Raw genomic sequence first — 24,938 nt, forward strand, 5'->3', positions numbered from 1 at the left:
GCTCCTCCGGGGCCTTTTTTTATGCCCGAAATCAGGGCTTCCGGCCACAAACGCAAATCCCAGCATAAACGGAACAGACAGATGAGCACGGACAATCAGGCGGCAGGCAATCGGATGACGGGAGCGGAGATCGTTCTCAAGGCGCTGAAGGACAATGGCGTCGAACATATCTTCGGCTATCCCGGCGGCGCGGTCCTGCCGATCTACGACGAGATCTTCCAGCAGGAGGAAGTCAAGCACATCCTCGTCCGCCACGAGCAGGGGGCAGGCCATGCGGCCGAAGGTTATGCCCGCTCGACCGGCAAGGTCGGCGTCATGCTGGTAACCTCGGGTCCGGGCGCCACCAATGCGGTCACGCCGCTTCAGGATGCGCTGATGGATTCGGTCCCGCTCGTCTGCCTGACCGGCCAGGTTCCGACCTCGCTGATCGGCTCCGACGCCTTCCAGGAATGCGATACGGTCGGCATCACCCGGCCCTGCACCAAGCACAACTGGCTGGTCAAGGACGTCAACGAACTCGCCGCCGTCATTCACGAGGCCTTCCGCATCGCCCAGTCCGGCCGTCCGGGCCCTGTCGTCGTCGATATTCCGAAGGACGTGCAGTTTGCGACTGGCACCTACACACCGCCGGCCGACTACACGATCCAGAAGAGCTACCAGCCGAAGACCCAGGGCGACCTCAACCAGATCCATGCGGCGATCGAGCTGATGGCGAATGCACGCCGTCCCGTCATCTATTCCGGCGGCGGCGTCGTCAATTCCGGTCCCGAGGCTTCCAAGCTGCTGCGCGAGCTGGTCGAGCTCACCGATTTCCCGATCACCTCGACGCTGATGGGCCTCGGCGCCTATCCCGCTTCCGGCAAGAACTGGCTGAAGATGCTCGGCATGCACGGCTCCTACGAAGCCAACATGGCGATGCACGATTGCGACGTCATGGTCTGCATCGGCGCGCGTTTTGACGACCGCATCACCGGCCGTCTCAATGCCTTTTCGCCGAATTCGAAGAAGATCCATATCGACATCGATCCGTCTTCGATCAACAAGAACGTCCGGGTCGATATCGGCATCCGCGGCGATGTCGGCCACGTCCTCGAAGACATGGTCCGCCTGTGGCGGGCGCTGCCGAAGAAGCCGGAAAAGGGCCGGCTCGACGACTGGTGGACCGATATCACCCGCTGGCGGGCGCGCAACTCCTTCGCCTATACGAAGAGCAACGACGTCATCATGCCGCAATATGCGCTGGAGCGGCTCTACGCCCACACCAAGGACCGCGACACCTACATCACCACCGAGGTCGGTCAGCATCAGATGTGGGCGGCGCAGTTCTTCGGCTTCGAACAGCCGAACCGCTGGATGACCTCGGGCGGCCTCGGCACGATGGGTTACGGCCTGCCGGCCGCACTCGGCGTGCAGATCGCCCATCCCGACAGCCTCGTCATTGACATTGCCGGCGATGCCTCGATCCAGATGTGCATCCAGGAAATGTCGGCGGCGATCCAGCACGATGCGCCGATCAAGATCTTTATCATGAACAACCAGTATATGGGCATGGTGCGCCAGTGGCAGCAGCTGCTGCACGGCAACCGCCTGTCGAACTCCTATACCGAGGCGATGCCCGACTTCGTCAAATTGGCGGAAGCCTATGGCGCCGTCGGCCTGCGCTGCGAAAAGCCGGATGAGCTCGACGACACCATTCTGGAGATGATCGAGGTCAGAAAGCCGGTCATCTTCGATTGCCGCGTCGCCAATCTCGCCAACTGCTTCCCGATGATTCCCTCAGGCAAGGCCCATAACGAAATGCTGCTGCCGGATGAAGCCACCGACGAGGCGGTCGCCAATGCGATCGATGCCAAGGGCCGCGCGCTCGTCTGACATTTTTAATTTGCGCATAATCCTTTCCGGAAATCGTTTCCGATTTTCGGGGTTATGCGGCAGGGAAGAGGAAACTCAGGACCATGAACGCACATCTACAGCCCACGGGCTCCGCCTATTTCATCTCGCCGGAAACGGCGGCCGTCGAAAGCCACACGCTTTCGGTTCTCGTCGACAACGAGCCGGGCGTTCTTGCCCGGGTCATCGGCCTGTTCTCCGGCCGCGGCTACAATATCGAGAGCCTGACGGTCTCCGAGACCGAGCATCAGGCGCATCTTTCCCGCATCACCATCGTCACACGCGGCACGCCGCACGTGCTGGAGCAGATCAAGGCGCAGCTGGAGCGGATCGTGCCGGTGCATCGCGTCGTTGACCTGACGGTGCGCGCCCGCGAACTCGGCCAGGACCGGCCGATCGAGCGCGAGGTGGCGTTGGTCAAGGTGATCGGCGAGGGCGACATGCGCGCCGAGACCCTGCGCCTTGCCGATGCCTTCCACGCCAAGGTGGTGGATGCGACGGTCGGTCACTTCATTCTTGAGATCACCGGCAAGTCGTCGAAGATCGACCAGTTTGTCGCGATCATGAAGCCGCTCGGCCTGATCGAGGTCTGCCGTACCGGCATTGCGGCGATGAACCGCGGTGTCCAGGGCATGTAGAGACTACAGCCCGGGCATGTAAATATTACAGCCCGGGCATGTAGGCCCGCTGCTGAAATAATTGCGAAAGCCGCTGGAGATCAGAGCATCTCCAGCGGCTTTTTCTTTGCCGGCGGCGGGAAGGCGGCGTCCAGCGCCTGCCAGTCCTCGTCGGTGATATCGAGCGAGACGCAGTCGCGGTTTTCGGCCGCGCGTTCGGCATTCGAGGTCTTCGGGATGACGATGACGCCGTCGCGTTCCAGCAGGAAGGCGAGCGCCAGCTGGGCGGGCGTTGCCTGATAGGCCTTGGCGATGCGGATCAGCTCGGGATGATGCAGGATATTTCCCTGCTCGATCGGCGAATAGGCCATGATGGGAATCTTGCGGCTCTGGCACCAGGGCAGCAGGTCGAATTCGATGCCGCGGCGGGAGAGATTATAGAGCACCTGGTTGGCGGCGACATTGGCGCCGTCGGGCACTCCAAGCAATTCCTGCATGTCGTCGGTGTCGAAGTTGGAGACGCCCCAGGCGCCGATCTTGCCGGATGTTTTCAGCATTTCGAAGGCGGCGACGGTTTCGGCGAGCGGGTAGTTGCCGCGCCAGTGCAAGAGATAGAGATCGATGCGGTCGGTGCCGAGCCGTTCGAGACTGCGCTCGCAGGCTTCGATCGTGCCTTTCAGGCTGGCGTTCCAGGGATAGACCTTGCTGACGACGAAGACCTCGTCGCGCCGTCCCCTGATTGCCTGGCCGACGATCTCCTCGGCGCCGCCGTCGCCATACATTTCGGCGGTGTCGATCAGTGTCATGCCGAGATCGATGCCGGCCTTCAGGCTTTCGATCTCGGCCCTGGCGTGGCCGGCATCCTCGCCCATGGCCCAGGTTCCCTGGCCGAGCGCCGGCACCTCGGTGCCGTTCGGGAATGTGATCAATGGAATCGGGTCGTCTTGCATAATTTTCTGTCCCTTCGGCAAGAGATTGGGCCGGCTCGCCATCTTTCAAGTAATCCTGTCACCATGACAATGATGTCATGGCATCGGCAGTTTAGGGCAGCTATGTTGACCTAAATAGACAGGCCGCAAAAAGCTGGCTGGGGAGGTCGGATGCCGCTGGATACGTTTCTCGCCCTCGTTCTCTTTGCCTTTACGACATCGATCACGCCGGGACCGAACAATATGATGCTCTTCGCATCGGGCGTGAACTTCGGCTTCCGCAGGACGATCCCGCATATGTTCGGCATCGGCGCCGGTTTTTTCTCGCTGCTCATCGGCGTCGGCCTCGGGCTCGGCGCGCTTCTGCATACGGTGCCGGCCGTCTATACGGCGCTGAAATTTGCGGGCGGCGCCTATCTCGTCTGGATCGCCTGGAAGATCGCCTCGTCGCGCTCGCTCAGCGAAGGCAGGAGCGGCGTCGAGCCGATGTCCTTCTTCGCCGCTGCCGCCTTCCAATGGGTCAATCCAAAAGCCTGGGTGATGGCGGTCACCGCGATGGCGACCTATACCAATCCGCAACTCTATCTCGTCAGCGTGCTGATCGTCGGTCTCGCCTTCGCGGCGGTCAATGTGCCGAGCGTTTCGACATGGGCAGGCTTCGGCTCGGCGCTCAGGGAATGGCTTTCCGATCCGGTGCGGCTGAAATGGTTCAACATCAGCATGGCAGTGCTGTTGGTGCTAAGCCTCTGGCCGATGTTAAAATAGAGCGATCGACGGCTTCATCAGCATCAGCCAGAAAATGCCGAGGACGGCTGAGAAGGCTGGAAAGCCGAAAGCAAACCAGATGCGGTAAAGGCTGAAATAGGCTGGCGGCAGGGCTTTTCCCGATGCCGCGGCAGCGCGAGCGAGATTGCGCAGCCGGATCTGTATCCAGACGACCGGCAGCCAGAACAGGCCGGTGACGACATAGAGCAGCAGCGACAGCGCAATCCAGCCCTCCGACAGGTCCCAGCCGATCGATCGCGCCAGCAGAGTGCCGGTCACCGGCTGGAGGATGGCCGCGGTGGCGGTGAAGACCGTATCGGCGATGACGACGGTTGCTGAGACATGGGCGATCAGTGCGGGATCGCGCGTGCGATGCGCCATCACCATGAAGAAGGCGATACCGGCGCCGGTACCGAAGAGCACGGTCGCGCCAATGACATGGGCGAGCAGCAGCCATTCTTCAAACATCAGCGTTCATCCAGGATGGCAAGGGCTACCAGCGTCAACAGGATCGACGGCAGCACCTTGACGAGAACCCCGAGCGGATCGAGCCAGAGCGCGGGTTCGAGCAGGCTGGCGCCGGCGAGATAGGCGAGCGATACACCAAGCATGCCGAGAAGGGCGCGTTTCGCCAGGGGACGGACAAGGACGGCGGCACCGAGTGCCACGTCGATCAGGCAGGTTGCAAGCGTCAGCGCTACGGCGGCGCCTGCGGGCATGAAGGGCAGGAAGTGGGCGCTTGCCTGCGTTGGCGCCAGAAGCGGGATGAGACCGGACAACAGCCAGAAGAGCGACAAGCCGGCGATGACGGGCGCCTTTAAGAGATAGAGGCGGGCAAACCACAGGTCCTGAACGCCGGAGGGATTGGCGGCAAGCGTCTCTGCAGCCGAAAGCGTCGGCAGACCCGAAGGCGTGGGGCCTATGCGCACACCTTCGGACATGACGATCATGGCGGTGGAGCGCAGCGGCGAGCGCCAGCCAAGATGACCGGCAATATCGGCAAGCCATGAGACAGGCCGTGCGATCGCTGGTGGGATGGAGACAACACGCGCATCCGGCAGGCCGAGCCAGGCGCGGTGCAATTTGACGAGGCTCGCGAGCGTATGCCGTTCCTCGGCGGCCAGTTCGATATCGCTGCCGGAGGGGAGTGTGCCGGAAACCGCTGCCGAAACGGCGGTAGCGACATCCTCGGCGGCGACGGTGTTGACCGTGCTGTCGGCATGGAGGAGCGGGACGACGAGGGGGAAGGATGCAAGTGCACGCAGAAGCGCTGTGCCGCCATGGGCGTTACGGCCGAGCACGAGGGATGGGCGCAGGATCACGTAAGGCAGGCCGGATGCTGCAAGGGCCGTATCGGCGGCGCGCTTTGTGGCGAGGAAGGGGAGGTTGCTGCCGGCGCCGTCCGTCCGGGCGGAGATCTGTACGATCAGTTTCACGCCGGCTGGTCGCGCCGCTTGCTGGAGCGCGATCATTGCGCGTTGCTGGGTGGCTGCGAGATCGTCTGACAGGCTGTCCTGTAAGGCGCCCGCGCTGTTGATGACCACCTGCTGGCCTTCGAGCACAGAGGACCAGTCGGTTGCATTGGTCATTTTTTCGAGATCGGCGCTGATCCAGCGGATATCGGACTGCCGGACGCAAGCCCGGTCGGGATTGCGGGCAAGGCCGGTCACGGTATAGCCGTCTTTCAGCAACTGCGCTGCGACGGCCGAACCGATGAAGCCTGTAGCACCGAGAATCAGGATGTTCATGGGAGAAGACTATCGAAAAAGGGCATGTCGAGCAGGGAGGCGCACAACGCCCGCGTCGCTTTGATGCCGGACGCTCAAGCGATACTGCGCGGATCGAGTTTTGCCATGGGAACGGCGCATTCGGTGACGATCCGCGCCGCTAGAGACGGGTCGAGCGGTGGTTTGCCAGACACGAAGGCAAGTTCCAACGCCATGCCGATCGCCAAAGGGCGCCTCCTGATGGGGACGAGGTGCCGGTCGAGGATCTCGGCTACCTTGGGCCACAGGCGGCGAACGTAGATGAGGGGAGTATCGCCTGGCCTATGCTCTTCCAACAATCGCGATATTCCGAACTGCGGATGTCCGATGGTTGCGGCTACGTGACGAAACGTTTCCATTACCATCTCTTGCGAGATCAAGCCGCCAGACTGTCTTGCTGCGCCATATGTGAGGTTAAGAAAGGAATCATGGCTTTCGAGAAGGAAGGCATTCGGTAGGTTACCCGCATAGTATCGAGAGCCATCCTTGGTTTCCACGACGACGAGATCAGCGCCGTCGCGAAGCTGTCCAGCGGAGGCAATATCCAGGGCGGCAAGTATGCACGAAAAGCCGCCGACCGAACCCAGGGCTGCGAATAGATCTATCGAATGAACATAGCCGTCCCTCGTCAAGTCCTGAATGAGGCAGTCGAGCAGGACGCGCGCGATCATCCTCGGGCTTTGCAAAGTATCGCCGGCGTCGCGAGGGCGCGGATCGTCAGGGGCGGCGCTATACGCACGGCTCGCCATCCTTTCTCTCTGGGGGACGGATGGAGGGGCGGGAGGGCTGGTTCTACGGCCGAATGTCGGAGTTTTCATGGGTACAATCTGGAGGTGAAACTGTTAACGTTTGGTTAGAGCGGTGACGCGAGCGAGGGCTTGCTTAACAATCCCTATTTGGCTCTTAATCAATGCCATCCATTGAGCCTTCTCGACGAGAAAGACGCTTGGCGGTTCTCCGGCAGGCGCTTAAGATTAAGCCGCTACCCAGGAGAGTGTCATGCGGCACAAAGACTACCATGCACATCATGGCGACGATCACCATGATCATCACCACGACAATCACTATTCCGACATGCAGGCACGTGTGAAGGCGTTGGAAACGTTGCTGACGGAGAAGGGGCTTATCGATCCGGCGGCGATCGATGCGATCGTCGAGACCTATGAGACGAAGGTGGGGCCGAGAAACGGCGCCCATGTCGTCGCCAAAGCCTGGAGCGATGCCGATTTCGCCGACTGGCTGAAGCGCGATGCGACGGCGGCGATCGCCAGTCTCGGCTACACTGGCCGGCAGGGCGAGCACATGCGTGCCGTCTTCAACACGACGGAGACTCATAACCTTGTCGTCTGCACGCTCTGCTCCTGTTATCCTTGGTCGGTGCTCGGCCTGCCGCCGGTCTGGTACAAGGCGCCGGCCTATCGCTCGCGCGCCGTCATCGATCCGCGCGGCGTGCTTGCGGAATTCGGGCTGACGCTGCCGGAGGACAAGAAGATCCGCGTCTGGGATTCGACGGCAGAGCTGCGTTACCTCGTCATTCCCGAGCGGCCGGAATGCACGGAAGGAATGGACGAACAGGCGCTTGCCGGTCTCGTCAGCCGCGATGCGATGATCGGCACCGCGGTTGCCGCCAGCCCGGAGAGCACACCATGAACGGACCGCACGATCTCGGCGGGCAGATGGGCTTCGGGCCGGTCGCGCCCGAAAAGAATGAGCCCTATTTTCATGCGGCATGGGAAAAGCGGGCGCTCGGCATCACCATCTCCTGCGGCGCTTTCGGCGCGTGGACGATCGATGAAAGCCGGCATGCACGCGAGAATATTCCGCCGGCCGATTACCTCGCCGCCAGCTACTACGAGATCTGGATCCGCGGCATCGACAAGCTGCTGGAGCGGCACGGCTTTGCGACGCGCGAGGAGTTGCTGTCCGGCCATGCATTGCAGGACGGCGCGGTGCCGAAGCGCGTGCTGAAAGCGGACATCGTGCCCGCCGTTTTGGCAAAGGGTGGGCCTTGCGATCGTCCTGTTAAGACCGCGCCGCTCTTTGTGGTCGGCGCGACGGTGAGGACGAAGAACTTCAACCCGCCGACGCATACGCGCCTACCGCGTTACGCGCGCGCCAGGACCGGTGTGGTCGAAGCTGTACAAGGTTCGTTCGTCTTCCCTGACGACAATGCGCATGGCAAGGGCGAAAACCCGCAATGGCTCTATACGGTCGTTTTCGACGGTGCGGAGATCTGGGGCGCGGATGCCGATCCCACGCTGACCGTGTCGATCGATGCCTGGGAGAGCTATCTTGAGCCGGCATGAGATATCGCCGTTGGCGCAATCGCCCAGCCTGCCGAGATCGCCGGAGGGAGAGCCGGTCTTTCCCGAGCCATGGGCGGCCGAAGCCTTTGCCATGACCGTGCACCTGCACGCAAAAGGCCTGTTCAGCTGGAGCCAATGGGCTGAAGCGCTGTCCGCGCAATTGCACAAGCCTGGCCGGGCCGAAGATGGCAGCGACTATTTCGACTGCTGGGTGGCAGCTCTCTCGGATCTGATCGTCGGCAACGGCATCGCCGATGCGAAAACGATCCTGGCACTGCAGCACAGCTGGCAGCGGGCGGCGGAAGCGACGCCGCATGGACGGCCGATCGAGCTCAGCAACGATCCCTCGCGCTGATCCTTACGACGGGAACTGCTTATAGCATTCCTCAGCCACCTTCCGTAGCGTCTCGCGGGAGATTTCGCCGGTGACGGCATAGCCGAGTTCGCCGTCGATCCAGTAAAAGGTCTCGACATTGCCCGACGAGGCGAAGCGGAAGCTCGTCGTGCGGTTGTCCGTGTTGCGGCCGACCAGGACAGTCAGGCGCTCGCCGGCTTGATTCTCGTACATGAACATGGCGCCCGGCCTGCCGTCGACCGGCAGCAGGCGACCGCCGACCAGCTTGAAGCCGAGCGGCTGCAGGTTCGGGATCTTGAGATTCTGGATTGCCAGGCGCTTGCCAAGCCAGGTGGCGAGATGGGTTTCCTCATTAGCGAAGACCTCGACGGGGTGACGAACCTCGGCGGCATAGACCGCGAAGGCGGTTTCAGCCTGTTTCGGCAGAGTTTCGGCGCCGGCAAGCTGCAACTCCGGCTTTTCCAGAAGCGCCGGGCCATAGTGGCCGCTGACGGCGCCGAGCGCGAAGACGACGAGGGCGGCCGCAGCGATCGCCAAGCGTTTCGAGTCTGATGGCGCGGCGCGCGGGGGGACGACCAGCAGGGGGTCGGTATCCTTCGCCTGCTCATAACCTGCAAACATCGAGCGGATCGCCCCATTTTGCGCCTGCCATGCGGCGACCATCGCCGCCTCGTCCGGATTGTCGGCCAGGAAGGCCTCGATGCGGGCACGTGTCGTTTCCGGCAACTGGCCGTCGGCATAGGCGTGGAGATCGGCTTCGGTGACGCTCGGATTGGTGTCGTTCATTTCGGTCTCCGAAGCGTAATGATGTTGTCGGCCTTCAGCCGCTCGGCAATGCGCCGGCGGGCGCGCGACAGGCGGGACATGACGGTGCCGATCGGGATGTCGAGCGCGGCGGCGACCTCGCTATAGGTATATCCCTCGATGACCACGAGCATCAGCACGGCGCGGTGTTCTTCCGAAAGGCTGTTCAGCGCATCGTCGAGCCGGGCGCGCTCCAGCGGATCGGTCGGTGGTTCGGAAGAGGCCATATCCTCAGCCGCGTCGAGTTCGATCAGGCCGTCGCGCGCCTTGCCGCGCCGGCCGTTGCGATAGAGATTGGTCATGATGGTCAGGACCCAGCCGCGCAGGTTGAGGCCGCGCCATTGGCCGCGGCGCGTGAGAACCTTCTCGACGCAATCCTGGAGCAGATCCTCGCCATCGGCATCCGAGCGCGTCAGGCTGCGCGAATAGCGTCTGAGCGAGGGCAGGAGGGCCAGGATCTGGCCCTCGAAGGTTTCGGGTGCGGGTATCTTCACGCCGGCTCTCTGGTGATTTGGGTCTGGGCGATCAGGGTCCCTACAATCAGGGCCCCTACAATCAGGGTTTGGCGAGATCCCAGTTGCCGCCGACGCCATCGCCGGTGATGTCGCCTGCCTTCGTGTCCTTGACCCAGAAATAGAGCGGCATGCCGTCCTTGGCCCATTGTTTCGTGCCATCCTTGCGATCGATGATCGAATATGCACCATCGGCCTTGGCGTCGCCAGCGGCCATCAGCGGCGGCCAGTTCTTGGCACAGTCGTCGTTGCAGTTGGAAACGCCCTTGACGTCCTTCTTGAAGGTGTAGAGCGTCATGCCGTTTTCGCCGGCGAGTACCTTGCCCTTGGCGGAATCGACGGTCTTGACGGGAGCGGCGGCGAAAGCAGCGGTCGCGGCAAGGGCGGCGGCCGCCACGACGGACAGAAATTTCACGGACTTCATGATGTCTCTCCTCAAATTGGGCACGCAATCTTGCGATGCCTGAGATGAGACACGGCACGAGGCAGTTTTATTCCAGGCGCAGGAAAAGTTTTCATGGCGGGCGAGGCGAGCCGAAACCCGCTTCGCCCGCGCAGATCGCATCGGAGCGCCTTGTCGGCTATTGCCTCGTGGCGGACGCCGCCGCCATATCGACCCATACCGCTTCGAATATATGGCCGTCGGGATCTTCGAAGGCGCGGTTATAGAGCCAGCCCATGTCTGTCGGGGCGCGCGGATCGGTCTTGCCGCCGGCGGTTGAGGCCGCCTCGACGATGGCGTCGACGTCTTCGCGACTGTCCATCGTCAGTGCGATCAGCATTTCGCTCGCCTTCTCCGCTTCGGCAACGGGTTTCGGCGTGAAACTCGCGAAGAAATCGCGCGTCAGCAAGTGGAAGATAATCGCCTCGGACCAGACCATATTCGAGGCCTGGTGATCGCTGAACTGTTCGTTCTTGCTGCATCCGATCGCTTCGTAGAAGCGGGTCGCAGCAGCAATGTCTTTTACCGGCAGGTTCACGAAGATCATCTTGGGCATTGCGGTTTCCTCCTCTTTGGGTGTTTTTCGGGGGGACAGTCTCGCCTCACACAAACTCCTGCACGATCGTGTCGCTGGCATGAATGCAGACGATTTCGAGCCGTCCCGTGCCGACATTTTCGAAGCGGTGGGGAATGTTGGCGGCCACGACGACGATATCACCGGGAAAGGCCCGGGTTTTGGCGTCACCAACGGTGAACTCGGCCTCGCCTTTCCGGACGGCCCATGTCTCGGAATAGGGATGGACATGCAGATCGGGGCCTTGGCCGGGCTCGTTGTCGACGAGGAAGAGCGATATCTCGCCGCCGTAATCGTGGCCTTCGAAGCGGACCGTCCTGCTCTGATCCGGCCGTGGTTCCTGGTGTCGAAGAATCCTGAACATCACGTGCCTCCTGCTCGTGTCGTCTGCGAACGCAAACTATCTTTGCGAGAAGATATATTTCTGAAAATTATCTTCCCGTCAAGATATCTTCCGTGAATCGAGTGAAAGGTGTATGTCTCGCCCGTGGTGATATGAGGCAGAGAATGATGGATGGAACTGAAGGGAACGGTGACCGCCCCGAGGATAAGGGCCGCCCGAGCGAGGACCATGTCGACCGGCTGCGCCGGCAATGGACGCTGGAACTGCCCGACCTCGACACGGAGCCGATGGCGATCCTGGGGCGGGCCTTTCGGCTGTCCAACCTGGTGCGCCCCAGCATCGAGGCGACCTTTGCCGATTTTGGCCTCGACCGCGGCGAATTCGACGTGATCGCAACGCTTCGCCGTTCCGGGCCGCCTTACCGGCTGACCCCAACGGACATGTATTCGGCGCTGATGATCTCGTCGGGAGGCCTGACCCACAGGCTAGACCGTCTGGAGAAAGCGGGCTTGATCTGCCGGGAGAAATCGCCACGGGACGGGCGCAGTGTGCTGGTGGCATTGACAGAAGCCGGCGCCGCACTCGCCGAAAAGGCCTTCCGCACCGATATGGCGAGCGAATCCTCGTTTCTGCAGGCTCTTGACGGACAGGAGCGCGAGGCGCTCGCGGCGCTGCTGCGCAAGCTGATTGCCGGGATTGAGAATGATCAGCCGAGGGGAGAGAGCGAGGCCGGCTGAGGTTCACGGCTCAGGCGGCAACACGCTGCTTATGCAGGTCGTTTACATCATACCGGTTTTCGGATATGATATATCCTTAATTCCAATGGCCGAGCCAGCCATCACAAGAGTTGCCGAATGATCCTGAAAAGCCAGGTCGAGTGGGCGTTGCATTGCTGCGCCATTCTCGCGGGCCTGCCTGAGGGCAGGTACCTTTCCACCAAGGCGCTCGCCGAGCTTCATGGTCTGCCGAAAGAATATCTCTCCAAGGCGCTGCAGAGCCTTTCGCAGGCATCGCTGGTCAACACCACGCTCGGCCCGAGCGGCGGCTACCGGCTTGCGAGAGCCTCGTCCGAGATCAATTTCCTCGATATCGTCGAGGCGGTCGAGGGAAGTGCGCGCAGTTTCACCTGCACGAATATCCGGGAAAACAATCCATGCCGGGCGGAAGGTTATTGTGACAGCAAGCCTTGCGCGGTCGCCCGCATCATGTGGGAAGCCGACGAGGCCTGGCGCAATACGCTGAGGCGCGTCCGGCTCTCCGATCTCGTCAGCATCCTGTCCGAGGAGGTTCCGGCCGAACTCTGGCAGAGTACCTTCGCTTGGGTGCTGAAGCGCGCAGGCTGAGAGGAAAGGCTCTAAGCCCTGAAGATGGTCCTGATGGTTTTCAGAATGGCGCGCGCGCTGTGGGCCTGTTCCGGGGGCAGGGCGGCGCCGTCGCGAAAGCGCTCGGCGCGGCTGGCAAGGTCTTCGGCGATCTCTTCCGCCAGTGCGGGACGTTCGTTCAGCAGCGGTGCAAAGGCCCCCTGATCGATTTCATAGGCGATCACCGGGGTCAGAGCCTCCAGGGTGCAGACTTCCTGCATACCCGCAAGCAGTCCGGTCTCTCCGAAGAAATCACCTGGTGCCAGCCGCCCGCGCTCCTGATCTCCGTGGCGCGCCGCGATGATGCCCGCCCGCACCATCATCAGCGACGGCAGCATTTCGCCCTCCCGCACGATGACATCGCCCTTGCGGAATTCGCGCACGGCCGTGGTCTCGGCGAGTTTCTGCTTTTCATCACGCGTCAGCGTCGCAAAGATCGGAATGGCCTCGATCAATTCGAGCGGCGTCACGCGGGGCGGCCGTGCGCTCTCTTCGGTCGGCAGTTCGCCGGTCAGGACTGAGGCGGCGGCAGGAACGGCCAAAAGCAGGCCGGCCGATTTGCAATGGCGATAGACGAGATCGAGCACCTCGTTTCGCGCCGGCACACGCTGGCTGGGGCTCGTCACCCGAAACTGCAGCTCGACCTCCAGCGCTGTGGCATCCAGCCCCTTCAGCGCCACGACCGGCGGCGGCTCGCGGACGATCGAATTGCAGCTCGCCAGCGCCGTTGCCATCACGTGCCGGACGGAGGCCGGCATCCGCGTCGGGGCGATACGGATGGTGAGGATCAAGAGATGGGTCTCGTCCGGCCGGCTTACATTCGTCAGGCCGAGCTTTGCCAGAAAACTGTTCGGCAGAACGACGATATTGTTTGCGCTGGTCAGGATATGCGTCGCGCGCCAGTTGCTTTCGACGACACGCCCCTCCGTGCCGTCGCTGAGGAGGATCCAGTCGCCGATGATGTAGGGCCGGCCGAGCGTCAGCGCGATGCCGGAGAAGACGTCGGCGAGGGTGTTCTGGAGCGCCAGGCCGAGAATGATGGCGACGACGCCCGAGGTCGCGACGAGCGTGCCGATCGGCACGCCGAAGACGAAGGCCAGGACCGACAGGGCCATGCCGATATAGACGACGCCGATGACGAGATCCTGGAGCAGGCGGGCCTCTCGCGGGCTGCCCTCCAGCACCAGATACAACCTGATGAAACCGATGACGGCCCATGCCAGATGGATCCACCAGAGCGATTTCGCGACGATGACGAGCAAGGCCTGTGGATCCTCGGACTCATATCCTTGAAACCGGTGAGGTTCGATCCCGCTGCCGACGAGGATCAATGTCATCGCCGCAAAGAAGAGAATCTGCACCACCAGTCGCGTCGTCGGCCGATGGCTGGAGAGCAGATGCCAGACGACGATACCGGCGAAACCTATCGCAATGAGGGATATCAGAGGCTTGCCGAAGAGCACGTCGTAGATCATCTCTCTGTCTCCGGGATAGGGCGGGCCGCACATGATTCAGCATCTCGGCCGCCCGCGCAAGCATCGGGCTTGCACGGGCGGTATCGGCGGATGTCACTTCTTGAGCGGGTAGGTGAGTTCTTTCTGATTGGTGTCGACGACGAAAACGGCGAGCAGACGGGCGGGTTTGGTCTCGCTGTCGTTGGCGCTGACGCCGTGACGATCGCCCGGCATTTCGGAGAAACTCTCTCCGGCATGATAGACCTTGACCGGGCCGTCATTCACCTGGCTGCGGATCGCTCCTTCGAGCACGGTGGCATAGATGAACGCGGTGTCGGGATGGGTGTGGCCTTCGGAGAAGCCGCCCGGACCGTATTCGACCAGCACGCCCTTGATGCTCTTGCCCGGCACGTTGGGTAGCTCGTGCTCATAGACGAGAGTGACCTTCGAGGCCTTGTTTGCATCGTGGGTGCCGGCGCTAGCGCTGGTGGCTGCGATGCAGGCGAGGGCGGCGGCGAGGAATGATGTTCTGATCATCGGAATCTCCATGGGATCGTGGTGCGCAGGGCGCGCATGGCCCCTGGCAAGATCACTTCGGCTGCGCGGTCTTTGCGAACCATTGCTCGAAGGTGATCGAGCCGAGCCGCGGGTTGTTGTCGGAAACGAGCGACTGGTCGTTGAGCCTGGCGCCGAAATATTTTGCTTCGGCATCAGCCTCGACGGTGCGCGGATCCTTCATGGCCTTCAGATATCTGGCGACGAGCTCGCTCAGGCGCGCCCGTTCCGGACCTGATATCTCGATCGTCGCGTTGGCGGGCGGTGAGAGCGCCACATCCGCCATGACATCGGCGACGTCGTCCGATACGATCGGCTGCACATAGGCCGGCGACAGGCGAACCGTCTGGCCGACAGTGCCCGATTGGGCGATGCCGCCGAGGAATTCCATGAACTGCGTCGAATGCACGATGGTGTAGGGAATCCCTGACGCCTTGATCAGCTTTTCCTGGGCGAGCTTGCCGCGGAAATAGCCGCTTTCCTGCAGACGCTCGGTGCCGACGACGGACAGCGCGATATGGTGCTTCACGCCGGCCACCTTTTCGGCGGCGAGAAGTTTGCGGCCAGAGGTCTCGAAAAATTCGAGCACGGCCTTGTCTTCGAAGGATGGCGAATTGGCGAGATCGAGCACGACTTCGGCGCCTGCGAGCGCGTCGGCCAGTCCTTCTCCCGTGATCGTGTTGACGCCTGAGTTCGGCGATGCGGCTATCACGTCATGTCCCTGCTTGCGCAGGCGTTCGACAGTCTTCGAACCGATGAGGCCGGTTCCGCCGATGACAACGATTTTCATAACAGATCTCCGTTCACTGCCGAGATGCGGCAGCGTTAAAATTGAATCTTCTCAATGAATTGCGAAGCTTAGTTCAGTCCTGCCTTGTCGAGGCCGTAAGCCTTGTCGGCCGAGCCGGGCACGGTCTTGAAGCCGACATTGACCCGGTTCCAGGCATTGATGGCCATGACGACGAAGGTCAGGTCCGAGATTTCCTTCTCCGAAAGCTGGCCGCGAACCCGTTCGTAGATCTCCTCGGGAACGCCGCCTTCCGGCAGCTTGGTCAGGGCTTCGGTCCAGGCAAGGGCGGCGCGCTCGCGGGGAAGGAACAGGTTCGATTCCCGCCAGATGGCAACGTGGTGGATCCGTAATTCGCTCTCGCCATAGATCTTCGCCTGCTTCACATGCATGTCGAGGCAAAAGCCGCATCCATTGATCTGCGAAGCGCGGATCTCGATGAGAGCCTGCAGCTTTTCGTCGATCACGCTGTTCTTCAGCGCCATGCTGAATTCCATGAATTTCTTGAAAAGCTCGGGGGACTGCTGGGCGTAGTTCAATCGCTGGGTCATTTCGTTTCTCCTCTAATTAAGGATGCAAAATATCCTTATGGATATAAGGTATCCTTAATTGCTGGACTGTAAAGCCATTCTCGCTTAGTCTGGCTGCATAAAGCCTATGCGCAAAAGTATGAGGGGGCGGGGATGGATATCGTATCGGCATTGCGGACCTTTCTGCGCGTCGTGGAGACGGGCTCGTTCTCGGCGGCGGCGCATGATCTTGACGTGACGCAGCCGGCGGTCTCGCGGCAGGTCGCGGCCCTTGAGGGGCATTTCAACACCCGCCTGCTGCATCGCACGACGAGTGGCCTCTCGCTGACGGCGGAGGGTGAACGGATGCTGCCGATGGCGATGAGGATTCTCGAGGCGGTGGAGGAGCTCGGCGATGCCGCCGGACCGGACGGAGCCATGGCCTCCGGAAAGGTCAGGCTCAGCGTTCCAGCGCCACTCGGCCTCTCTCTCAGCGATCGGCTGGGCGATCTTCTTGCAGCCCATCCGAAACTCTCGGTGGAACTGATGTTCCGGGAACAAAGCTCCGACATGATCGAGGAGCGCCTCGACCTCGAGGTGCGTCTGGGCTTCGTCGCAGACAGCAGCCTCGTTTGCCGGCGGATCGGCTGGACGACGGCCTTCCTCGTCGCTTCACCCGCCTATCTCGCCCGCAAGGCGCCGCCGCGGACGCCGAAGGACATCAAGGACCATGAATGCCTGTGCTACAGCAGGGCCGGCGATGCCTGTTCATGGTCGTTTTCGAACGGCTCGGAAGACATATCCGTCAGGATCTCGCCGCGGCTGACCGCGTGCAGCGCCGTCGCTATTCACAGGGCGGCCCTTGCCGGCGCGGGCCTGGCGGTGCTCTCCCACATCATCGCCGTGCCGGATATCGCCGCGGGTCGGCTGATCCCCGTCATGAACGACTTTCAACCGACCCGGCTGCCCATTTATGTCGTCTATCCCTCCCGCAGAAACATACCGCTGCGCGTCAAAACCGTTCTGGACTTTCTGACCGATGCCATCGGGCAGGATCCGTCAATGTGTGCAAGCGGCGCTGTCTCGCGGTGGGAGGGATGACTGTCGGTAAGGCGGCTTATCGTGCACGGCAGAAACCGCAGCGGGTTTGGCGCCCGGGCGGATTTGGCGTCATCGGCCTTGCCGCGTCAGTTTCCACCTTGCCTAACACCCGCGAATCCTGCCAAGTCGTGCGATCATGCAATTTGCGCCGCAACAAGACGAAGCCCTCAAGGCTGTTTCGAAATGGCTGAACGAAGGGCGCTCGCCGCTCTTTCGCCTGTTCGGTTATGCCGGAACGGGGAAGACGACGCTTGCCAAGCATTTCGCCGAGAATGTCGATGGCGACGTACTCTTTGCCGCCTTCACCGGCAAGGCGGCGCAGGTACTGCGCTCGCGCGGCGCCTCCAACGCCCGGACGATCCATTCGCTGATCTACCGGCCGCGCGGCGAGGAGGCAGTGGAAGACGAGGAAACCGGCAAGACGTCGATTGCGCCGATGTTTTCGATCAACCGGCAAAGCCCGGTCGCCAAGGCTGCACTGATCATCGTTGATGAATGCTCGATGGTCGACGAGGCGCTCGGCAAGGATCTGATGAGCTTCGGCACACCGATCCTGGTGCTCGGCGATCCCGGCCAGCTGCCGCCGGTCAGCGGCGGCGGTTACTTCACCAATCAGGACCCGGATTACCTGCTCACCGACATTCACCGCCAGGCGCGTGACAATCCGATCATCAAGCTTGCCATGCAGGTGCGCGAAGGCAATGAGGTGATGTATGGCGATTACGGCACGGCCAAGGTGATCTCGAAGAACGAGGTGACGCAGGATCTGGTGATGAAGGCCGACCAAGTACTCGTCGGCACCAACCGGACGCGCCGCCGCTACAATCAGCGCCTGCGCGAGCTGAAAGGCTTCAATGCCGATTATCCGCAGACCGGCGACAAGCTTGTCTGCCTGCGGAACGATCCGGCCAAGGGCCTGCTCAACGGCTCGCTCTGGCAGGTGATGACCTCGTCGAAGGAAACGACGAAGCCCGGCATCAATCTGCTGGTCCGCCCCGAGGACGACGACATGGACCGCGGCGCTGCCAAGATCAAGCTGCTGAAGCAGGCCTTCGAAGATGTCGAGGGCGAGATCCCCTGGAACACCCGCAAGCGCTACGACGAGTTCGACTATGGCTATGCGCTCACCGTGCACAAGGCGCAGGGTTCGCAATGGAACGATGTCGTGCTGTTCGATGAGAGCTGGGCGTTTCGCGACACGCGGGAGCGCTGGCTCTATACCGCGATTACGCGCGCGGCGGAGACGCTGACGATCGTCCGTTGACGTTTGGCGGGCAGGAGACGGTGGCGGCCGTCGGGGGTATGTTCAAGCCTGCACAATGCCGAGCAGAACCGCCTTGGCGATGGCCTGAAAGCGGTTGTTGGCGCGGAATTTCAGGATGATCCCGGCCTCGAGATCCTTGGTCTCGTCATGTTTCAGGTCGAGCGCCCGGGCGATGCGCTGGGTGGAATAGCCTTCCGCCATCAGTTCGAGGCAACGCCGCTCCTGTGGACTCAGGCTGGCGCTGTCCTGATTGTCGTTCAACGGCGGCTCCTCGATGCTGCCGTCGTAATCCAGGAGGTCGCCGACCTGTTGGAGCTGGCGGTGCAGCGTCGACATCTCGGCGGTCAGCTCGCGCTTGCGTACCTGCAGGGCCTCGCGGAACATTGCCTCGGCCGATTCCTGCGAATCGGCGCTGCGAAGCTCGTCCATCAATTCCTGGATGACGGCGATCGCCATGCCCGTCTCACGGCAAACGGTGATGACGGCCATGCGCATCACGTCGTCCTGCCCGTAGACCCGCATCAGGCCGATGCGATTGGCCGAAATCAAGCCCTTCTCTTCGTAGAAATGCAGTGTCCTGTGTGTCACCCCGAATGCATTGGCCATATCGGCGATGGGCACGGGACCATCAGGTAGATCCGGCGGCAGCGCGGCTGAAGGCAGGAACCGATATTTCGATCGGGCCTCCGAAGCGATACCGGCGGTGGCAAACAGGCGTTTGGAACCGTCTGGCATGAACCCTCCTAGGGCATGTTGTTGCACCTCATGCGGATTTGCCAGTTGCTTCCCATGCGCGGCGAGTGGGGTTTCCTCTAAGCGTTCTTCTCAGTGGGAAAGAAGCAGTACGCGGCGTACTCTACGCGATACGATGTCCACGTTATGCGTGAACGATCTTTTTTATAAGTGCTAAAAATAATCTCTTTTAAATGGGATAGCAACTTTACCGGCATATTTTGCCGGGTTCCTGGGTGTGTCGCACAAAAACATGTGCTGCACTGCGGAATCTCGCGGTCCTCTTCAAGGGTGACGGGATTTACTATCTGCGGTACGCGTGCGGCAAATGCTCAGCGCAATTTCGGTGTCCATCAGCGATTGGCATCGCATCCATTTGTGAATCTCGTTGGCCATCACGGAGCACATGGCTTAAAAGCAGGGCCTCCCATTTTCATGACCGATGGATTTCGCCATGCCCGCCAAGCTCTCCGTGAACCTCAACGCCATCGCCATGCTGCGCAACCGGCGCGATCTGCCGTGGCCAAGCGTCGAAGCGCTCGGGCGGATCGCACTCGCCTCCGGCGCCAGCGGCCTGACGGTGCATCCGCGCCCCGACCAGCGGCACATCCGCTTTTCCGACCTTCCCGTGATCCGCAACCTGATCGACGACGAATTTCCCAAGGCCGAATTCAATATCGAGGGCTATCCCACCGAGGAATTCTTCGAACTTTGCGCCGGGGCCGCCCCCGAGCAGGTGACGCTGGTGCCCGACGATCCCGCGCAGGCGACCTCCGATCACGGCTGGGATTTCCGCAAGCATCAGGCGTTTTTGACCGATGCCGTCGCGCGGCTGAAGAGAATGGGATGCCGGGTGTCGCTGTTTGCCGATGGCGACGGGGATGTGGAAGCGGTCGAGATCGCCAAGGCGGTCGGCGCCGACCGGATTGAACTCTATACCGGCCCCTATGGCGGCTGTTACGATGCGCCGGAACGGGCGGCCCCGATCCTCGACGCACTCGGACGGACGGCGGATGCGGCCCTTGCAATCGGCCTTGCCGTCAATGCCGGCCATGATCTGACAGTTGAAAACCTGCCAGCGCTGGTGAAACGCATTCCCGCGCTTGCTGAAGTCTCGATCGGCCACGGGCTGACCGCCGATGCGCTGGAATACGGCATGGCGGAAACGGTACGGCGCTTTTGCCGGGCCTGCGGGCAGGCAGTTTGATCAGGGCGTTGCCTTCAACGCTTTGACTGGAAGCGGGTTATTACGCTTCTGACTGTGAGTCACACAGTGCGTTTTGAAGCAAGAGTCTCCCGCGCCCAAGGACCTGGGCGCGCTGGATTCCTGTGCCTGTCACAGGAATCCAGCCACGGCGCGCCCTGGCCGTGCGTGACTCATCTGCCCTGATCAGGGATCCAGAATCGGAGTTCGCTCATCCCTGCGACTAGCGCAGGAATGCAGCGAAAGGCTTCAATGGCCTCCGGCATTGCCTGACGCCGTCAGGGCCGCCTTGTGTTCCACGAAGAAATCCTTCAGCGGCTGTGGTTGTTTGCCCGTCAGCTTGGTGAAGTCTTCGGTGACGATCGCGAAGTTGCCGGCGCGGATGTTGGCGTCGGCCGAAACCAGCATGTCGGCGACGAAGCCGGGAAGACCCGCGCCGCGGATGCCCTGGCCGAGCTGTTCGTCATTGACGTCGACGACTTCGAGCGGCTTGCCGGCGGCTTCGGAGACGATGGCGGCGATCTGCCGGTTGTTCAGCAATTGCGCGCCGGTTAGCGTATAGGTGGCGCTCTCGGCGGTGCCGGAGGCAAGGGCTGCGGCGATGGCCAGCGCGCAGTCGTCACGCGAGATGGTCGAGATCTTGCCGTCGCCGGTGGCGCTGTACCATTTGCCGCCCTGCAGGTTGTGCGGCATGCCGTGCAGGTAATTGTCGTGATACCAGGCGTCGCGGATGATCGTGTAAGCGATGCCGCTTGCCTTGATGGCGTTCTCGCTGCCGAGATGATCGGGCGCGAAGGAAACGAGCGAATTGTCCGGCGCCGGCATCGAGGTGTAGGCGATGTGCTTGACGCCGGCTTTGACGGCCGCTGCAACGGCGCCCTTGTGCTGGGCGAGACGCTTGCCGGGCGTGTCGAGCGCGTCGGTGCTGATGATCAGCAGGCGGTCGATGCCGGCAAAAGCCTTTTCCAGGCCTGCCACATCGTCGAAATCGGACTTGCGGGTGAGAACGCCCTTCTTTTCCAGCTCGGCGAGCTTTTGCGGGCTGCGCGTTGCCGCGACGATGCTGCCGGGCGCGACCCTGTAGGTCTCGATGAGGTGGTGGATGACACGCTGGCCGAGCTGCCCGGCAGCGCCGGTGACCAGGATGGTTTCGCTCATAGGTCGTTTCCTTCTATGTTTTGGTGGCGGTCTCAAAAAGAGAGTTACACTAGAATAGGAATTGACTTGGCGGTGTAAAGGAGGCAGTTTTTCGGCTCTACGTTACCAAAAAGGAACCAGCAGATGACCGGCGCGGTCCTCAGTCTGAAGAACAGAATGCCGGGGATGCGGCGCGAGATCGATCTCGCCAGTCTCGATTTTTCGAATTGCCCGGTCAGGGACATGATGCAGCAAATCGGCGGCAAATGGTCGACGCTGCTGCTCGAAGTGCTGGCGGCTCGGCCCTGTCGCTTCGGCGAGCTGCGGCGGATGCTCCCCGATATCTCGCAGCGCATGTTGACGCAGACACTACGTGACCTGCAGAGGGACGGGTATATCCATCGCGAAGTGTTCCCGACCAAGCCGCCGAGCGTCGAATATTCGATGACCGAACTCGGACGCTCGCTCTACCAGCCACTGTCGCAGCTGCTGAACTGGGCGGAGGCAAACCACGATGCCGTTCGCGCCGCCCGTTCGCATTTTGATTCCACCGACAAATAGGCTGGCTTCCTACCGGCCGCGCCCTTCCGTCAGGAACAGCAGGAAGGCCAGCGCCGGGAAGCAGAAGCCGATCCAGGCTGTCATCGTCCAGCCGCCGGTCGCATAGGCCCAGCCGCCGAGCGCCGAGCCGAGCGCGCCGCCGGCAAAGAAGGTCGCCATGAACAGGCCGTTGAGCCGGCTGCGGTGTTCCGGGTTCAGGGCATAAATGGCGCGCTGGCCGCAGACCAGATTGGTCGTCACGCCGAAATCGAGAAGGATCGCCGCGGCCGTCAAAAGCAGCAGAGCGGTGAGCGAACCGTCCGTGGCGAAATGGCTGATCAGGAAGGAAGCCATTCCGAGCAGCATGGCAATCGTCGAGGCGATCCTCGTCATGCCGCGGTCGGCAAGCCGGCCGGCGATCGGCGAGGCGATGGCGCCGGCAGCGCCTGCAAGCGCAAAGAGGGCGATGCCGTTCTGAGTCAGGCCGAAAGCCGGGCTTGCAAGCAGCAGCGGCGTCGTCGTCCAGAACAGGCTGAAGGCGCCGAACATACCGGCCTGGTAGAGCGCGCGGCGCTGCAGCACGCGCGAGGTCAGCGCCAGATGACCCATGGAGGCGAGCAACTCGCCGTAGCGCAGCTTCGTCTTCGGCAGCCGAACCGGCAGGTTGAAGCGCAGCACGACGGCAAGCACGAGCATCAGGGCCGCGGTGAGGTAGTAGACCACATGCCAGGAGGAAGCTTCGGCGACGAAGCTTGCAAAGGGGCGAGCCAGCATGATGCCGCAGAGCAGGCCGCTCATGACATTGCCGACGACCTGACCGCGCGTTGCATCCGGCGCCATGTTGGCGGCGAAGGGAACCAGGACCTGAACTGCGACCGACGAAAGACCGATGCAGAGCGAGGCGATGAGGAAGGCCGTCGGCGTCGACGACAGCGCCGCGCCGATCAGCGCAACGGCGGAGACGGCGATCAGCAGCAACACCAGACGGCGATTTTCGGTGAGGTCGCCGAGAGGCACGATCAGCAACAGGCCGAGCCCGTAGCCGATCTGCGTCAGCGTGACGATCAGGCCGGTGGCGGCAGGCGTGAAGCCAAGATCGGCGCTGATCGGGCCGGCAAGCGGCTGGCCGTAATAGAGATTGGCGGCCACCAGCCCGCAGGCGGCGGCGAAAAGGAAGGTTAGCCAGGGGGATAGCGCCCTGGGAATGGCCTTATCCGGCGTGGTGGCTGAAATGCTCATCGGGAACTCCGGTATTCAAAGATTGAAAGGAATGATTTCAAATGGTCTTGCCGCCGGCCACCCGCTTCCGGCTGTGCAACAGCTTGCCGCTCCTCCGAGAGAATGGCTTGCCTTTCTCCGGGGGATGTCAGGTCACCAACTTCATCGCGGCTTCGGCGACGGCCGCCATTTCTTCACCGCTGCGCTCCACCTTGCCGATGACGCGCATGCCTTTGGTGAGGCAGAGAAGCGCAAGCGCGGTCGCTGATATATCGAGGTCTGCAGAAATCGAGCCGTCGGACTGGCCGAGGCGGATCAGATCGGCCAGCAGTGTCTCGTCGGTCATGAAGGCGGCGGCGACACGTTCGGCCGCTTCGCTGTCGAAGAGAGCGAGATCGCCGGCGCTGCCGACCACCAGGCAGCCACGCCTGCCGGTTTCGCCGTGGGAGGAGGCCGCAAAGAAGGCGATCAGCGCATGCAGCTTATCCCGGCCGGTCTCTGCCTTGGCGAGTTCGGCATCGAGCATGCCACGGCGCACGGCGCGGTAGCGGTCGAACGTTGCAAGGAAGATGCCACGCTTATCGCCGAACGCCTTGTAGACACTGCCGGCGGCAAGACCCATGGCCTCGGTCAGTTCGCTGATCGAGGCGGCGTGATACCCGCGCTCGGAAAAGACGCGTAGGGCAGCGTCGAGCGCTGCCTCCACGTCGAATTCGCGCGGCCGGCCGCGGCCCCTGGTCTTTTCTTGATGTTCAATGGTCGCCGTATTCATGGCATCTAATTAGGAAATGTTCGTTTCCAAATCAAGCGAAACTTTTGCGACGCAGCAAATCACAGAGCCAGAACCCAGTTCTGGCCGTTCGCCTCGGGGCCGAACATGCGGTGTCTCTCCTCGGAGACAAGCAGGAAGCCGGCCTTGATATAGATGGCGCGGGCGGTCTCCAGCATGTCGTTGGTCCAGAGCGAGAGTTCGCGGTAGCCCTTCTGTCTGGAGAAGCGGATGCATTCGTCGACCAGCATCTTGCCGAGCCCGAGGCCGCGGGCTGATTTGTCGACATAGAGCAGACGGAGCTTGGCGATGCCGTCGCCGCCATTGGTGACGAGGGCCGAGCCGACATTGACGCCGCCGCGCTCGGCGATCCAGCAATATTCCTTGGCCGGATCGAAATTGGCGAGGAATTTCCCGGCAACTTCGGCGACCAGCGCTTCGAAGCGCAGGTCCCAGCCATACTCCTCGGCGTAGAAACGGCCCTGGCTCTGAACGATCCAGCCGATATCGCCGGCGCGATGGGCGCGGATGACGGCCGGTGCGGGTTTGGCCGTAGGGTCGAGGAGGGCGCGGATGGTGTGCATGGCCGAGACTGCCGCCTCCGGCTCGCCGGCCGCGAGATTGTCGAAACGGGCGGCGATCTGCGCATTGGCGCGCCGGCCGAGTTCTTCGAACTGCTCACGTCCCCGGTCGGTGACAATGATGACCTGGCTGCGCAGATCGGCCGGATCCGGACTGGTCTCGATCAGTCCCTCTGCGCGGAAACGCTTGAGGATACGGCTGAGATAGGCCGGGTCGAGATGCAGGTCGCGGACCAGCGCCACGGCGCTGACACCGTCATGCGAGCCGATCTCGAAGAGGATGCGGGCATCCGTCAGCGTGAATGCGGTGTCGAGATAGGCCTTGTTCAGGAGGCCGAGGAAGTTCGTATAGAAGCGGTTGAAATCGCGCGCGGTTTCGATGAGGGCGATATCGGACATGGCAAAGATCTCCAGATGGAAACC

At 62.0% G+C, this 24,938-nt stretch carries 30 protein-coding genes; 12 read left to right on the forward strand and 18 right to left on the reverse strand.

Features of this window, described 5'->3' with window-relative positions:
• Nucleotides 1–81: 81 nt before the first annotated feature.
• Together EEQ99_RS08385 and ilvN are read left to right on the forward strand one after the other, a co-directional pair.
• Nucleotides 82–1,872 carry an acetolactate synthase 3 large subunit gene (locus tag EEQ99_RS08385; RefSeq protein ID WP_047611753.1) on the forward strand — a complete coding sequence of 597 codons (1,791 nt, stop codon included), beginning with the start codon at nt 82–84 and terminating at the stop codon, nt 1,870–1,872.
• Between the two features lie 83 nt (nt 1,873–1,955).
• Nucleotides 1,956–2,528 (forward strand): acetolactate synthase small subunit, encoded by a 573-nt coding sequence (ilvN, locus tag EEQ99_RS08390; protein ID WP_047610833.1) that lies wholly within the window; start codon nt 1,956–1,958, stop codon nt 2,526–2,528.
• Between the two features lie 80 nt (nt 2,529–2,608).
• Here ilvN and EEQ99_RS08395 read toward each other — a convergent pair whose 3' ends face one another.
• Nucleotides 2,609–3,457: an aldo/keto reductase gene (locus EEQ99_RS08395; protein ID WP_097542374.1), complete on the reverse strand. Its 849-nt coding sequence runs from the start codon at nt 3,455–3,457 to the stop codon at nt 2,609–2,611.
• Nucleotides 3,458–3,607: 150 nt separating this feature from the next.
• Between EEQ99_RS08395 and EEQ99_RS08400 the strand changes: the two genes are divergently transcribed.
• On the forward strand, nt 3,608–4,201 hold the full coding sequence (locus EEQ99_RS08400) for a LysE family translocator (protein WP_047610830.1): 594 nt from the start codon (nt 3,608–3,610) through the stop codon (nt 4,199–4,201).
• Here EEQ99_RS08400 and EEQ99_RS08405 read toward each other — a convergent pair.
• The 3 genes from EEQ99_RS08405 to EEQ99_RS08415 all read right to left on the reverse strand — a co-directional run bounded on the left by EEQ99_RS08405 (nt 4,193) and on the right by EEQ99_RS08415 (nt 6,716).
• The gene (locus EEQ99_RS08405; RefSeq protein WP_097542175.1) at nt 4,193–4,669 is read right to left on the reverse strand and encodes a DUF2269 family protein; all 477 of its coding nucleotides are present in this window, start codon (nt 4,667–4,669) and stop codon (nt 4,193–4,195) included. The two genes, EEQ99_RS08400 and EEQ99_RS08405, sit on opposite strands and share 9 nt — an antisense overlap.
• A complete protein-coding gene (locus EEQ99_RS08410) occupies nt 4,669–5,949 on the reverse strand; it encodes an SDR family oxidoreductase (protein ID WP_127430226.1) in 1,281 nt (426 codons plus the stop codon). The genes EEQ99_RS08405 and EEQ99_RS08410 overlap by 1 nt, the downstream gene beginning before the upstream one ends.
• Nucleotides 5,950–6,023: 74 nt before the next feature.
• Nucleotides 6,024–6,716, reverse strand: a complete 693-nt coding sequence (locus EEQ99_RS08415) for a hypothetical protein (RefSeq protein WP_127430227.1) — start codon at nt 6,714–6,716, stop codon at nt 6,024–6,026.
• A 250-nt stretch (nt 6,717–6,966) separates the two neighbouring features.
• On the opposite strand from EEQ99_RS08415, the gene nthA reads away from it, so the two are divergent.
• From nthA to EEQ99_RS08430, 3 genes are read left to right on the forward strand one after another with little or no spacing between them, the layout of a single operon-like run.
• Nucleotides 6,967–7,617: a nitrile hydratase subunit alpha gene (gene nthA / locus EEQ99_RS08420; RefSeq protein WP_127430228.1), complete on the forward strand. Its 651-nt coding sequence runs from the start codon at nt 6,967–6,969 to the stop codon at nt 7,615–7,617.
• Nucleotides 7,614–8,273 carry a nitrile hydratase subunit beta gene (nthB, locus tag EEQ99_RS08425; RefSeq protein ID WP_047610822.1) on the forward strand — a complete coding sequence of 220 codons (660 nt, stop codon included), beginning with the start codon at nt 7,614–7,616 and terminating at the stop codon, nt 8,271–8,273. The genes nthA and nthB overlap by 4 nt, the downstream gene beginning before the upstream one ends.
• Nucleotides 8,260–8,628, forward strand: a complete 369-nt coding sequence (locus EEQ99_RS08430; protein ID WP_047610820.1) for a nitrile hydratase accessory protein — start codon at nt 8,260–8,262, stop codon at nt 8,626–8,628. The genes nthB and EEQ99_RS08430 overlap by 14 nt, the downstream gene beginning before the upstream one ends.
• A 3-nt stretch (nt 8,629–8,631) precedes the next feature.
• Here the strand turns inward: EEQ99_RS08430 and EEQ99_RS08435 are convergent, their stop codons facing one another.
• From EEQ99_RS08435 to EEQ99_RS08455, 5 genes are all read right to left on the reverse strand, one after another.
• Nucleotides 8,632–9,414: an anti-sigma factor family protein gene (locus EEQ99_RS08435; protein WP_127430229.1), complete on the reverse strand. Its 783-nt coding sequence runs from the start codon at nt 9,412–9,414 to the stop codon at nt 8,632–8,634.
• On the reverse strand, nt 9,411–9,926 hold the full coding sequence (locus tag EEQ99_RS08440; RefSeq protein WP_047610817.1) for an RNA polymerase sigma factor: 516 nt from the start codon (nt 9,924–9,926) through the stop codon (nt 9,411–9,413). Before EEQ99_RS08440 ends, EEQ99_RS08435 begins: the two co-directional genes overlap by 4 nt.
• Before the next feature lie 61 nt (nt 9,927–9,987).
• Nucleotides 9,988–10,368, reverse strand: coding sequence for a COG4315 family predicted lipoprotein (locus EEQ99_RS08445; RefSeq protein WP_047610815.1), 381 nt, complete (start codon nt 10,366–10,368; stop codon nt 9,988–9,990).
• Between the two features lie 157 nt (nt 10,369–10,525).
• Nucleotides 10,526–10,942 (reverse strand): VOC family protein, encoded by a 417-nt coding sequence (locus tag EEQ99_RS08450; protein WP_047610813.1) that lies wholly within the window; start codon nt 10,940–10,942, stop codon nt 10,526–10,528.
• Nucleotides 10,943–10,988: 46 nt separating this feature from the next.
• Nucleotides 10,989–11,324, reverse strand: a complete 336-nt coding sequence (locus tag EEQ99_RS08455; RefSeq protein WP_047610811.1) for a cupin domain-containing protein — start codon at nt 11,322–11,324, stop codon at nt 10,989–10,991.
• 143 nt (nt 11,325–11,467) lie between these two features.
• Between EEQ99_RS08455 and EEQ99_RS08460 the strand changes: the two genes are divergently transcribed.
• On the forward strand, nt 11,468–12,040 hold the full coding sequence (locus EEQ99_RS08460) for a MarR family winged helix-turn-helix transcriptional regulator (RefSeq protein WP_047610809.1): 573 nt from the start codon (nt 11,468–11,470) through the stop codon (nt 12,038–12,040).
• A gap of 117 nt (nt 12,041–12,157) precedes the next feature.
• A complete protein-coding gene (locus EEQ99_RS08465) occupies nt 12,158–12,646 on the forward strand; it encodes an RrF2 family transcriptional regulator (protein WP_047610807.1) in 489 nt (162 codons plus the stop codon).
• Nucleotides 12,647–12,657: 11 nt separating this feature from the next.
• Here EEQ99_RS08465 and EEQ99_RS08470 read toward each other — a convergent pair whose 3' ends face one another.
• The 4 genes from EEQ99_RS08470 to EEQ99_RS08485 all read right to left on the reverse strand — a co-directional run bounded on the left by EEQ99_RS08470 (nt 12,658) and on the right by EEQ99_RS08485 (nt 16,011).
• Nucleotides 12,658–14,139, reverse strand: coding sequence for a mechanosensitive ion channel family protein (locus tag EEQ99_RS08470; protein WP_047610804.1), 1,482 nt, complete (start codon nt 14,137–14,139; stop codon nt 12,658–12,660).
• Nucleotides 14,140–14,232: 93 nt separating this feature from the next.
• A complete protein-coding gene (locus tag EEQ99_RS08475; protein WP_127430230.1) occupies nt 14,233–14,655 on the reverse strand; it encodes a cupin domain-containing protein in 423 nt (140 codons plus the stop codon).
• Nucleotides 14,656–14,707: 52 nt separating this feature from the next.
• Nucleotides 14,708–15,463 (reverse strand): SDR family oxidoreductase, encoded by a 756-nt coding sequence (locus tag EEQ99_RS08480; protein ID WP_127430231.1) that lies wholly within the window; start codon nt 15,461–15,463, stop codon nt 14,708–14,710.
• Nucleotides 15,464–15,531: 68 nt separating this feature from the next.
• A complete protein-coding gene (locus EEQ99_RS08485) occupies nt 15,532–16,011 on the reverse strand; it encodes a carboxymuconolactone decarboxylase family protein (RefSeq protein ID WP_047610801.1) in 480 nt (159 codons plus the stop codon).
• 132 nt (nt 16,012–16,143) lie between these two features.
• Between EEQ99_RS08485 and EEQ99_RS08490 the strand changes: the two genes are divergently transcribed.
• Nucleotides 16,144–17,070, forward strand: a complete 927-nt coding sequence (locus EEQ99_RS08490; RefSeq protein WP_047610799.1) for a LysR family transcriptional regulator — start codon at nt 16,144–16,146, stop codon at nt 17,068–17,070.
• Nucleotides 17,071–17,206: 136 nt separating this feature from the next.
• Nucleotides 17,207–18,334, forward strand: a complete 1,128-nt coding sequence (locus EEQ99_RS08495; protein WP_047610798.1) for an ATP-dependent DNA helicase — start codon at nt 17,207–17,209, stop codon at nt 18,332–18,334.
• A 42-nt stretch (nt 18,335–18,376) separates the two neighbouring features.
• Here the strand turns inward: EEQ99_RS08495 and EEQ99_RS08500 are convergent, their stop codons facing one another.
• Nucleotides 18,377–19,069: a MerR family transcriptional regulator gene (locus EEQ99_RS08500; RefSeq protein WP_047610796.1), complete on the reverse strand. Its 693-nt coding sequence runs from the start codon at nt 19,067–19,069 to the stop codon at nt 18,377–18,379.
• Nucleotides 19,070–19,520: 451 nt separating this feature from the next.
• On the opposite strand from EEQ99_RS08500, the gene EEQ99_RS08505 reads away from it, so the two are divergent.
• Complete coding sequence (locus tag EEQ99_RS08505) at nt 19,521–20,273, forward strand: pyridoxine 5'-phosphate synthase (RefSeq protein WP_047614461.1); 753 nt, start codon at nt 19,521–19,523, stop codon at nt 20,271–20,273.
• 246 nt (nt 20,274–20,519) lie between these two features.
• Here EEQ99_RS08505 and EEQ99_RS08510 read toward each other — a convergent pair whose 3' ends face one another.
• Nucleotides 20,520–21,428, reverse strand: coding sequence for an SDR family oxidoreductase (locus EEQ99_RS08510; RefSeq protein WP_028757539.1), 909 nt, complete (start codon nt 21,426–21,428; stop codon nt 20,520–20,522).
• 123 nt (nt 21,429–21,551) lie between these two features.
• On the opposite strand from EEQ99_RS08510, the gene EEQ99_RS08515 reads away from it, so the two are divergent.
• A complete protein-coding gene (locus EEQ99_RS08515; RefSeq protein WP_028757540.1) occupies nt 21,552–21,968 on the forward strand; it encodes a winged helix-turn-helix transcriptional regulator in 417 nt (138 codons plus the stop codon).
• Between the two features lie 9 nt (nt 21,969–21,977).
• Here the strand turns inward: EEQ99_RS08515 and EEQ99_RS08520 are convergent, their stop codons facing one another.
• The 3 genes from EEQ99_RS08520 to EEQ99_RS08530 all read right to left on the reverse strand — a co-directional run bounded on the left by EEQ99_RS08520 (nt 21,978) and on the right by EEQ99_RS08530 (nt 24,914).
• Nucleotides 21,978–23,186 (reverse strand): MFS transporter, encoded by a 1,209-nt coding sequence (locus EEQ99_RS08520; RefSeq protein ID WP_028757541.1) that lies wholly within the window; start codon nt 23,184–23,186, stop codon nt 21,978–21,980.
• Between the two features lie 127 nt (nt 23,187–23,313).
• Complete coding sequence (locus tag EEQ99_RS08525) at nt 23,314–23,937, reverse strand: TetR/AcrR family transcriptional regulator (RefSeq protein WP_028757542.1); 624 nt, start codon at nt 23,935–23,937, stop codon at nt 23,314–23,316.
• Between the two features lie 59 nt (nt 23,938–23,996).
• A complete protein-coding gene (locus tag EEQ99_RS08530) occupies nt 23,997–24,914 on the reverse strand; it encodes a bifunctional helix-turn-helix transcriptional regulator/GNAT family N-acetyltransferase (protein ID WP_028757543.1) in 918 nt (305 codons plus the stop codon).
• Nucleotides 24,915–24,938 lie beyond the last annotated feature (24 nt).

The organism is Rhizobium anhuiense (assembly GCF_003985145.1).
Lineage (GTDB): Bacteria > Pseudomonadota > Alphaproteobacteria > Rhizobiales > Rhizobiaceae > Rhizobium > Rhizobium anhuiense.

Coding starts and splice junctions, on each gene's coding strand:
- EEQ99_RS08505 (WP_047614461.1), top strand. CDS start 19,521: ATGCCCGCCAAGCTCTCCGTGAACCTCAACGCCATCGCCATGCTGCGC.
- EEQ99_RS08470 (WP_047610804.1), bottom strand. CDS start 14,139: ATGATCTACGACGTGCTCTTCGGCAAGCCTCTGATATCCCTCATTGCG.
- EEQ99_RS08490 (WP_047610799.1), top strand. CDS start 16,144: ATGGATATCGTATCGGCATTGCGGACCTTTCTGCGCGTCGTGGAGACG.
- EEQ99_RS08385 (WP_047611753.1), top strand. CDS start 82: ATGAGCACGGACAATCAGGCGGCAGGCAATCGGATGACGGGAGCGGAG.
- EEQ99_RS08510 (WP_028757539.1), bottom strand. CDS start 21,428: ATGAGCGAAACCATCCTGGTCACCGGCGCTGCCGGGCAGCTCGGCCAG.
- nthA (WP_127430228.1), top strand. CDS start 6,967: ATGCGGCACAAAGACTACCATGCACATCATGGCGACGATCACCATGAT.
- EEQ99_RS08415 (WP_127430227.1), bottom strand. CDS start 6,716: ATGGCGAGCCGTGCGTATAGCGCCGCCCCTGACGATCCGCGCCCTCGC.
- EEQ99_RS08500 (WP_047610796.1), bottom strand. CDS start 19,069: ATGCCAGACGGTTCCAAACGCCTGTTTGCCACCGCCGGTATCGCTTCG.
- nthB (WP_047610822.1), top strand. CDS start 7,614: ATGAACGGACCGCACGATCTCGGCGGGCAGATGGGCTTCGGGCCGGTC.
- EEQ99_RS08495 (WP_047610798.1), top strand. CDS start 17,207: ATGCAATTTGCGCCGCAACAAGACGAAGCCCTCAAGGCTGTTTCGAAA.
- EEQ99_RS08395 (WP_097542374.1), bottom strand. CDS start 3,457: ATGCAAGACGACCCGATTCCATTGATCACATTCCCGAACGGCACCGAG.
- EEQ99_RS08465 (WP_047610807.1), top strand. CDS start 12,158: ATGATCCTGAAAAGCCAGGTCGAGTGGGCGTTGCATTGCTGCGCCATT.
- EEQ99_RS08410 (WP_127430226.1), bottom strand. CDS start 5,949: ATGAACATCCTGATTCTCGGTGCTACAGGCTTCATCGGTTCGGCCGTC.
- EEQ99_RS08480 (WP_127430231.1), bottom strand. CDS start 15,463: ATGAAAATCGTTGTCATCGGCGGAACCGGCCTCATCGGTTCGAAGACT.
- EEQ99_RS08435 (WP_127430229.1), bottom strand. CDS start 9,414: ATGAACGACACCAATCCGAGCGTCACCGAAGCCGATCTCCACGCCTAT.
- EEQ99_RS08475 (WP_127430230.1), bottom strand. CDS start 14,655: ATGATCAGAACATCATTCCTCGCCGCCGCCCTCGCCTGCATCGCAGCC.
- EEQ99_RS08525 (WP_028757542.1), bottom strand. CDS start 23,937: ATGAATACGGCGACCATTGAACATCAAGAAAAGACCAGGGGCCGCGGC.
- EEQ99_RS08405 (WP_097542175.1), bottom strand. CDS start 4,669: ATGTTTGAAGAATGGCTGCTGCTCGCCCATGTCATTGGCGCGACCGTG.
- EEQ99_RS08455 (WP_047610811.1), bottom strand. CDS start 11,324: ATGTTCAGGATTCTTCGACACCAGGAACCACGGCCGGATCAGAGCAGG.
- EEQ99_RS08460 (WP_047610809.1), top strand. CDS start 11,468: ATGATGGATGGAACTGAAGGGAACGGTGACCGCCCCGAGGATAAGGGC.
- EEQ99_RS08515 (WP_028757540.1), top strand. CDS start 21,552: ATGACCGGCGCGGTCCTCAGTCTGAAGAACAGAATGCCGGGGATGCGG.
- ilvN (WP_047610833.1), top strand. CDS start 1,956: ATGAACGCACATCTACAGCCCACGGGCTCCGCCTATTTCATCTCGCCG.
- EEQ99_RS08450 (WP_047610813.1), bottom strand. CDS start 10,942: ATGCCCAAGATGATCTTCGTGAACCTGCCGGTAAAAGACATTGCTGCT.
- EEQ99_RS08530 (WP_028757543.1), bottom strand. CDS start 24,914: ATGTCCGATATCGCCCTCATCGAAACCGCGCGCGATTTCAACCGCTTC.
- EEQ99_RS08485 (WP_047610801.1), bottom strand. CDS start 16,011: ATGACCCAGCGATTGAACTACGCCCAGCAGTCCCCCGAGCTTTTCAAG.
- EEQ99_RS08520 (WP_028757541.1), bottom strand. CDS start 23,186: ATGAGCATTTCAGCCACCACGCCGGATAAGGCCATTCCCAGGGCGCTA.
- EEQ99_RS08445 (WP_047610815.1), bottom strand. CDS start 10,368: ATGAAGTCCGTGAAATTTCTGTCCGTCGTGGCGGCCGCCGCCCTTGCC.
- EEQ99_RS08400 (WP_047610830.1), top strand. CDS start 3,608: ATGCCGCTGGATACGTTTCTCGCCCTCGTTCTCTTTGCCTTTACGACA.